General features: G+C 66.6%; 8 protein-coding genes. 5 read left to right on the forward strand and 3 right to left on the reverse strand.

The window, feature by feature from the left end:
• The first annotated feature begins 13 nt into the window (after positions 1 to 13).
• Entirely contained in the window at positions 14 to 433 is a 420-nt protein-coding gene (locus ESB00_RS19470; protein ID WP_129049897.1) for an EamA family transporter, read from the forward strand.
• The gene (locus ESB00_RS19475) at positions 433 to 1,317 is read left to right on the forward strand and encodes a 3-methyladenine DNA glycosylase (protein ID WP_129049898.1); all 885 of its coding nucleotides are present in this window, start codon (positions 433 to 435) and stop codon (positions 1,315 to 1,317) included. The genes ESB00_RS19470 and ESB00_RS19475 overlap by 1 nt, the downstream gene beginning before the upstream one ends.
• Before the next feature lie 3 nt (positions 1,318 to 1,320).
• Here the strand turns inward: ESB00_RS19475 and ESB00_RS19480 are convergent, their stop codons facing one another.
• Positions 1,321 to 2,895: a hypothetical protein gene (locus ESB00_RS19480; RefSeq protein ID WP_129049899.1), complete on the reverse strand. Its 1,575-nt coding sequence runs from the start codon at positions 2,893 to 2,895 to the stop codon at positions 1,321 to 1,323.
• Positions 2,896 to 2,994: 99 nt separating this feature from the next.
• Between ESB00_RS19480 and ESB00_RS19485 the strand changes: the two genes are divergently transcribed.
• Together ESB00_RS19485 and ESB00_RS19490 are read left to right on the forward strand one after the other, a co-directional pair.
• Complete coding sequence (locus ESB00_RS19485; protein ID WP_129049900.1) at positions 2,995 to 4,089, forward strand: hypothetical protein; 1,095 nt, start codon at positions 2,995 to 2,997, stop codon at positions 4,087 to 4,089.
• Positions 4,090 to 4,246: 157 nt separating this feature from the next.
• A complete protein-coding gene (locus ESB00_RS19490) occupies positions 4,247 to 4,774 on the forward strand; it encodes a methyltransferase family protein (protein WP_164976333.1) in 528 nt (175 codons plus the stop codon).
• Between the two features lie 51 nt (positions 4,775 to 4,825).
• On the opposite strand, the gene ESB00_RS19495 is transcribed toward ESB00_RS19490, so the two are convergent.
• Both ESB00_RS19495 and ESB00_RS19500 read right to left on the reverse strand, forming a co-directional pair.
• Positions 4,826 to 5,299: a DUF5069 domain-containing protein gene (locus ESB00_RS19495; protein WP_129049902.1), complete on the reverse strand. Its 474-nt coding sequence runs from the start codon at positions 5,297 to 5,299 to the stop codon at positions 4,826 to 4,828.
• Positions 5,300 to 5,425: 126 nt separating this feature from the next.
• Positions 5,426 to 5,761 carry a glutaredoxin family protein gene (locus tag ESB00_RS19500; RefSeq protein WP_129049903.1) on the reverse strand — a complete coding sequence of 112 codons (336 nt, stop codon included), beginning with the start codon at positions 5,759 to 5,761 and terminating at the stop codon, positions 5,426 to 5,428.
• A gap of 101 nt (positions 5,762 to 5,862) precedes the next feature.
• Between ESB00_RS19500 and ESB00_RS19505 the strand changes: the two genes are divergently transcribed.
• Entirely contained in the window at positions 5,863 to 6,879 is a 1,017-nt protein-coding gene (locus ESB00_RS19505; protein WP_129049904.1) for a DUF2891 domain-containing protein, read from the forward strand.
• Positions 6,880 to 7,058 lie beyond the last annotated feature (179 nt).

Below are 7,058 nucleotides of genomic sequence, written 5' to 3' on the forward strand. Positions count from 1 at the left end.
CAAGCTGGCCGGCATGTGGTGGACCTATGCTCTCCTTTCGGCGGTATTTGCCGCCCTCACCGCGATCCTCGCCAAGATCGGCGTGAAGGGCGTTGATTCGAACGTCGCCACCGCGGTGCGCACCGTGGTGATCCTCGGGCTCGCGTGGCTGGTCGTCGCCCTGCAGGGCAACCTCGGCGCGGTCAGCACGATTTCCCAGCGTTCGCTCACCTTTCTCGTGTTGTCGGGTTTCGCCACCGGGGCCTCCTGGTTGTTCTACTTCAAGGCCCTGCAGGCCGGGCCGGCGTCGCTGGTGAGCGCCCTCGACAAATCGAGCCTCGCGCTGACGATCATCCTCGCCGGCCTGTTTCTCGGCGAATCGCTCACCCTCAAGACCGCTATCGGCTGCTCGCTGATCATCGCCGGCACCGCGGTCATCATCTGGCCCACCTGATGGTCTCCACGCACCCAAACCTCCGCCTGACCGAACCCGACTGGCTGGCCCGGCGCTCGGCGCATGAGCAGCGCGTGCGCGCGTGGACCGACCCTCACCAGGCGCGGCAGGCGCGCGGGGAAAAGCATCCGGTCGAGGATTTCCTCTGGGAATACTACAGCTTTCGTCCGAGCTGGCTGCGGCGCTGGCATCCGGGGCCGGATGCCGTGCTGCTCGGGGACGCCGCGCGCGAATACCTGCGCTGGCCGGAGTATCTGGCAACGGAAGGCGGCGTGGCGGTCAATCCGGCCGCCTTCGAGGCGAAGCGCCGCGACTCGCTCGTCTGGCTGGCGGGTCTGCTGCGCGCCACGGCGGAGCGGCCACCGGCCTTCGGCTGTTTCGGCCTGCACGAGTGGGCGATGGTTTACCGGCTTCGACCGGAGGAGATCCGGCACACGTCGCTGCCGCTGCGTTTTCCGCCGGAGGAAACCGCGCGCATCACGGAGTCGCTGCCGATCCGCTGCTCGCATTTCGATGCCTTCCGCTTCTTCACGCCTCCGGCGCGTCCGCTGAACCGGCTCCAACCCGAGCGCGCCACCACCGCTCAGCTCGAGCAGCGCGGCTGCCTGCACGCGAACATGGATCTCTACAAGTGGGCCTTCAAACTCGCGCCCTTCACGCCCAGCGAGCTGACGGCCGACTGCTTCGCCCTGGCCCGTGACATCCGTGAGGTGGACATGCGCGCCAGCCCCTACGACTGCACCTCCCTCGGCCTCGCCGCCATCGCCATCGAGACCCCCGCCGGCCGCGCCGAATACGAGGAGCACCAGCGCGCCTTCGCCGAACGCAGCCAGCCACTGCGCGCGCGGTTGCTCGCCCTCTGCGAGCGGCTGCTCGCGGCGTGAAACTCAGTCCACCACCCGTGCGCCGAAGCACGCGAGGCCGATCCGGCGGGCGGTATTGTCCTGTCCCTCGGCTTGCGCCGGCTCCGGGCTGCGCAACTCCAGGTCGAGGCGTCCGCGCTCAAGCGGCAGTTCGGGCAGGCTGATCCAGCCCGGCCGGTCGCCCACCCGACCCGACCAAACCACGCGACCCGCGTGCCACACCTCCACGTCGCGCGGCGTGACGCCGCGCAGTTCCAGCTCCAGCCGGACCGTTGGGCGGTGCGGCCAGGTGCGCACCCGGAGTCCGCCGGCCTCGGCACACCAGGCCCAGCGGTATTCCGAATTCCATTCCGCCACGGACCAGCGCGCATCGGTCTCGAGCACGTAACGCAGTCCGCCGTTTCTCGCGGCAGTCAGCTGGTGCGGAGCCCCGGGCACCTCGGCGATCGACCAGACTCCGCCGACCACGGAAAGATTGCCCAGCAGCAGCCAGAGGACGGCCGCGCGGCGTCGCGCCGCCAGCACGTTGAAGCACAAGGTCACCGGCAGCAGCACGCGGGCGTAGGCGCCGGGCAGGCCCTCCCACACCGACGGGCCCAGCACACTGCCGAGCACGACAAACGCGATTCCAGCCCGCCACCAAGGGCTGGCCGGATCGCGAAACTTCACCAAGAAGACCGCCTGCATGGTAAGCGCCACACCGTCCAGCCAGCCGCGGAAAACCAGGCCGCGGTTTTGCTCCGTGCCGGTCAACCGCCACAGCTCTGTCCATTTCTCCAGCCAACCGGATAACGGCAGGGAAAAATTTCGGCTGCCCGCATCGGACGCACCCACGGTCCAGTGGAGATAACTCCACCACAGCACGAGCGGCAACGCGGCCAGCACAACCAACCCCGCCGAGCGTGCCCCGGCCGCGAGCTTAGGCCGGTCCGCGGGCCAGAACATCGCCGCACCCAGCAAGGCCGTTTCGCGCGCCAATCCCGCCAGACCCAAACATGCCGCGGCCAACCGCGGGCGCCCGCGCTCCACCAACAAAAGCCCACCGGCGAGCAGCAGCATCGCCGCGAGATCCGTAAGCGCCAGCCGCACGCTGCCGAGCGTGCCGCCGGCCAGCAGCACCCCGCACCAGGCCGCCGTCGCGCGCCACCCACCGCCCGCCGGCAGGATCATGGCCAAAAGCCAGGCCAGCAGAATCCAGCACCCGAGGTTGAGCCACGCGTAGGCGTGCAACGCGGCCACCGGTTCACCGCCGCCCGCCACCCAGGCCAGGGCGCTCAGCAGAATCCGTCGCGCCCGGTAACCCGGTGCATCCACCGCGACAGTCAGGTCCGGATCGCGCAGCAAGGGGTCGGTTGCGATCTGCGCATAATAGGCGCCGTCGTAGCGCCCGACTTTTTCGTGAATAAATACCGGGGCGTCCCGCAGGCTGGCCGGCAAATTTTCCGCCGTGACCGCATCCGCCTGGAGGAAGGCGGTGAAACCGAAATAGGGCGACCAGAAGCGGCTGACGGCCAGGACGAATGCCAGCACCAGACCCAGCCGCACCGCCTGGGCGCGCGCCGTCGGGGATTGCAGGAGTTCTTTCCATCGCGCGCGCATCGGCGGACGAGACACCGCGGACCCGGCGCTGGCAACACCCGAGCGCGAATCACCAAACCGGCGATTGCCTCGGTCGACCCGCCGGTCATCTTGGCGGCGATGGAAGAGCCCGTTTCCCAGCCTCCCTTCCGCACGCGGAAGAAGCCGAGTTACCCGGTCGGCGACCCCCTGCGCGCCTATCTCCGGCGCTACCGCCGCGAGCGTGAACTGCCCGTGACCTACGAGCGGCTGCGGCACTTTCACGAAGCCGTGCCCATCATGGACAGCAAGGGCCGGCCCACGCTCTGGGACTCCGTCGCCTACCGCGCGGAGGACATCGCCACGCTCAACGAGGACCTGAAGCGCATCTACGCGCTGCTGCGCGTGGACGGCGACTTCTCGGTGATGTCGCACCTCTACATCGACCGCGTGGACTTCTGCACTTTCGGCAACTCGATGCCGTTCCGCATCCGCATCGTCAACGCGTTCAACGACAATCCCGACTACTTCTACATCAAGCGCGCCGACGCCTCGCGCATCTACGGGCTCGAGCTGGAGCATCTGTTGTCGCCCAACCGTCTTAATTTCATGACGGCGGGCAACACGCTCGTCGAAGAGCACATCGCCGGCCTGCCGGGCGACATCTTCAGCGACCGCTGGCTGGAGAATCCCGAGCTCAAGCCCATCCGCATCGCCAAGGAGCTGGTGAAGTTCAACGAGCGCTGCTTCGTGCGCCTGCTCGGCGACATGCGCAGCTACAACTATGTCGTCGTGCTCACGCCCGACTTCGAGGGCTGGCAGGTGCGCATCCGCGCCATGGATTTCGACCAGCAGTCGCACCACGGCCGGAAAAACTTCTACCTGCCGCAGTTCTTCAAGGAGAACACCCGCCTCGCCCAGTTCTGCGTGAAGCACCTGCACAAGGAAACCGCCCTCCAATACCAGCGCGAGGAGCAGACGCTCATCCTGGCGCGCGCCGAACTCGCCGCCACCCGGCTCACGGGCCTGCTGGAGGCGATGGACCACGACCCGATCGCGCCGGAGGAGAACGTCATTTCGCTGCGCGAAGGTCTCGCCGAGCATTTCAAGTCCACGCGCTACCTCGCCTGCACGAGCATGGGCGGCCTGGTGCGCGAAAACCTCACGATGCTGCGCCACCACCACGGCATCGGCCTCGGCTCGCTCGGCGCCGACCTCGTGATGCAGTCGCCGTAGGCGGCCCTGGGGGATGGCAGCGACGCGCCTCGTGTGCGCCCGCGAAGGGCGTGGTCGAGCCATACCGCGGCAAAGGGTCCTCCCGGCCCACGCGGCATATGTTCGCTCCGGCATTGCCACCGGCGCGCGCGCGGCCCACTTTCCCGCCGGGCCATTCATGAAACCCCTCTGGCTGCTGCTCAAGAACCTGCTCTACGTGATCGTCGTCCCCGGCGTGATGGCCGGCTGGCTCCCGTTGCGGCTTTTCGAGCGGCGTCCGCAATGGCCCGCCAACTGGGACGCGCTGCCGCTGACCGGGCTGGCGTTGGCGGCCGTCGGACTCGTTTTTTTCCTCTTCAGCGCCGCCATCCTCGCCGCCCGCGGCCAGGGCACGCCGGCTTTTTTTGATCCGACCAAGAAACTCACGCGCCGTGGTCCCTACAAGTGGGTGCGCAACCCGATGTATCTGGCCCTCATGGCGCTCGTGGGCGGCGAGGCGTTGCTCTTCCGCTCTTGGCACATCGGCGTGTATTGGGTGTTCCTCGTCTGTGGCCTGCACCTGCTGGTGATCGGCTACGAGGAGGCCAACCTGCGATTCCGCTTCGGAGCCATCTACGAGGACTACCGGCGCGACGTGCCCCGCTGGTTTCCCCGCAAACCCAAGCCCGTCCTCGAAACCGTCCCGCCCTTCGAGGGGCGACGGTAACGGGACTCTCTCAATCTGGCCTTTGCTTGGCGGGACGAAGGCCGGTCGAGGTCACTCTATGCGCCCCTCATCGAAGTCCATCAGGTCGGTGATGCTGAGGATATCGGCGGTGCGGTCGGGGCAGCCCATGTTGGTGAGGGCTTCCTTCAGGAAATCGCGGCCCGCGGGAGTCATGCCCTTCTGGACGTATTCGCGGTTCCACTTGGCGGCGCGCAGGTCCGGGGGAAAGAGCGCAACCAGGCGGCGGTCGATCTCGTCGTCACCGAGATTGGCATCGAGGCATTCGTGCACGATTTTCTCCACGGCGGCCGGGTCGATGCCGAGGTGAAGGCACAGGAACCGGTCCATGCCGCGCTTGTAGTTCTTCGCGTAGCTGGCCGGGAGCGCGCCGTGGCGCTTCACGTATTTGCATTTCGCGATGAACCGCGGGAGATGCAGCAATCCGGTCGCCCGGTGCGGTTCGTAGGCCGAGGGCAGCTCGCGGAGGACTTCGCCGGAAGAGCCGGGGATGGGGCGGGAAGACATGAACGGAGGAGCTGAAACTTGAGACCTGAGACTTGAATCGTGCCAGCGAAAAGAAGAAGGCCGGTCTTCCGACCGGCCCGTTGTTTTCAGGTCTCAGGTATCAGCCTTCAGGTTTTGCGCCGCTTCTCAGAAGAAGCGGACCGGCTTGGCCTGCATCGCGGCGTGCTCGGCGTCGGAGCAGCCGGCGTTGGTGGCGACGTTCACCGGCGCATCGCTCGGCTTGATGAGGTTGTTGGCGAGCATGTAGTTCTCGACTTCCTCGCCGGAAATGTCGGCGAGCATCACACCGTCGATCTCCACGCAGGGCGAAAGGGGCTGGCCGGACTTGCGCACCATCTCCTCGTAGTTGGCGCGGACATTGATGATGTCGATGTCCTCAAACTCGAGGCCGTGCTTGCGCATGATGGCACGGACGCCGTTGGACCAACCGCAGTGCGGCTTCAGGTAGGCTTTGATTTTCATGGATGAAAGTGCGTGGATTTTACGACCCGGCACAACTTATGCGGCATCATTTCTTCTTCAACTCATTCTTTTGTTCCGCCTAATCTGACCGTCCTTCCTCTGTGCCCGACGCTTTCCCGAATCTTTCCCCCGCCCAAGCCTCCGAGTTCGCCAAGCTCGGGCTGGCGAACGTCCACCGCGAATACCCGCACCTGCTGACACATCCCGTGAACGACGCCGGGGATGTCCGCTCGCCGCGGCAGCTCCACCCGGCCTTCTATGGCAGCTACGACTGGCATTCCTGTGTCCACCAGCACTGCATGCTGGCGCGGCTGGCCCGGCTGTTTCCCACCCTGCCCGAGCGTCCGGAGATCGACCTCGCGCTCCGGGAGAACCTGTCGGTGGCCAACATCGCGGCGGAGACCGCCTACTTCACCGCTCCGGGACGCAGCTTTTTTGAGCGTCCCTATGGCTGGGCCTGGTTGCTGAAGCTCGACGAGGAGCTCCGCCGCTACGATCCCGCGCTGGCCACCAATCTCGCCCCGCTGGTGGCCGTCATGCGCGCCGGCCTGATGGCTTACCTGCCCGCCCTCACCCACCCGGTGCGCCACGGCGTGCATAATAACACCGCGTTCGCGGTGAAACTGGCCCTCGACTACGCCCGCGCGGCCGACGACCAGGAGCTGAAGCTCTTCTGCACGAGCCGCATGGCCTACTGGTTTGGCCATGATACCGACTATGGCGCGCGCTGGGAACCCTCGGGCGAAGACTTCCTGTCGCCTGCGCTCACCGAAGCCGAGGTGATGGCCGCGGTGCTGCCGCCGGACAATTTCAGCCGCTGGCTGAGCCGTTTCCTGCCCAACCTGCACACCGGCGAGCCGGTGAAGCTCTTTACGCCCGTGCGCGTGAGCAACCCCTCCGACGCGAAGATTGCGCACCTCATCGGCCTCAATCTCAACCGCGCCTGGTGCTGGCGCCGCATCAGCCTCGCGCTGGCCGAATCCGACCCGCGCCAGACCCGCGCCCGCGAGGCCGCCGTGCGTCACCTGGAGGCGGCCTTGCCGATGATCGACGTGAGCGACTTCAACCGCGCGCACTGGCTGGCGTCGTTCGCGGTGTATGCGCTGACCGAATCGTGAGCCACGCTCCCGGTTCAGGCTTATGGGTTGGGGGGGCTGGTTCTGGGGGGTATCCCCGGGTTTCGCCATTTGCGGCCGCGATGGATTCTTTCCAATAACCCTCAGTTCATCACCCATCGCTCTTCCCCATGTCCACCATCCTCCTCCTCACGCTCTCCAACGTCTTCATGACCTTCGCG

Origin of the sequence: Oleiharenicola lentus (assembly GCF_004118375.1) — a bacterium.
GTDB lineage: Bacteria > Verrucomicrobiota > Verrucomicrobiia > Opitutales > Opitutaceae > Lacunisphaera > Lacunisphaera lenta.

Bases quoted from the DNA above. Each gene is read 5' to 3' on its own strand.
- ESB00_RS19495 (WP_129049902.1), bottom strand. From the start codon at position 5,299: ATGTCTTCCCGCCCCATCCCCGGCTCTTCCGGCGAAGTCCTCCGCGAG.
- ESB00_RS19475 (WP_129049898.1), top strand. From the start codon at position 433: ATGGTCTCCACGCACCCAAACCTCCGCCTGACCGAACCCGACTGGCTG.
- ESB00_RS19485 (WP_129049900.1), top strand. From the start codon at position 2,995: ATGGAAGAGCCCGTTTCCCAGCCTCCCTTCCGCACGCGGAAGAAGCCG.
- ESB00_RS19470 (WP_129049897.1), top strand. From the start codon at position 14: ATGTGGTGGACCTATGCTCTCCTTTCGGCGGTATTTGCCGCCCTCACC.
- ESB00_RS19490 (WP_164976333.1), top strand. From the start codon at position 4,247: ATGAAACCCCTCTGGCTGCTGCTCAAGAACCTGCTCTACGTGATCGTC.
- ESB00_RS19480 (WP_129049899.1), bottom strand. From the start codon at position 2,895: ATGCGCGCGCGATGGAAAGAACTCCTGCAATCCCCGACGGCGCGCGCC.
- ESB00_RS19500 (WP_129049903.1), bottom strand. From the start codon at position 5,761: ATGAAAATCAAAGCCTACCTGAAGCCGCACTGCGGTTGGTCCAACGGC.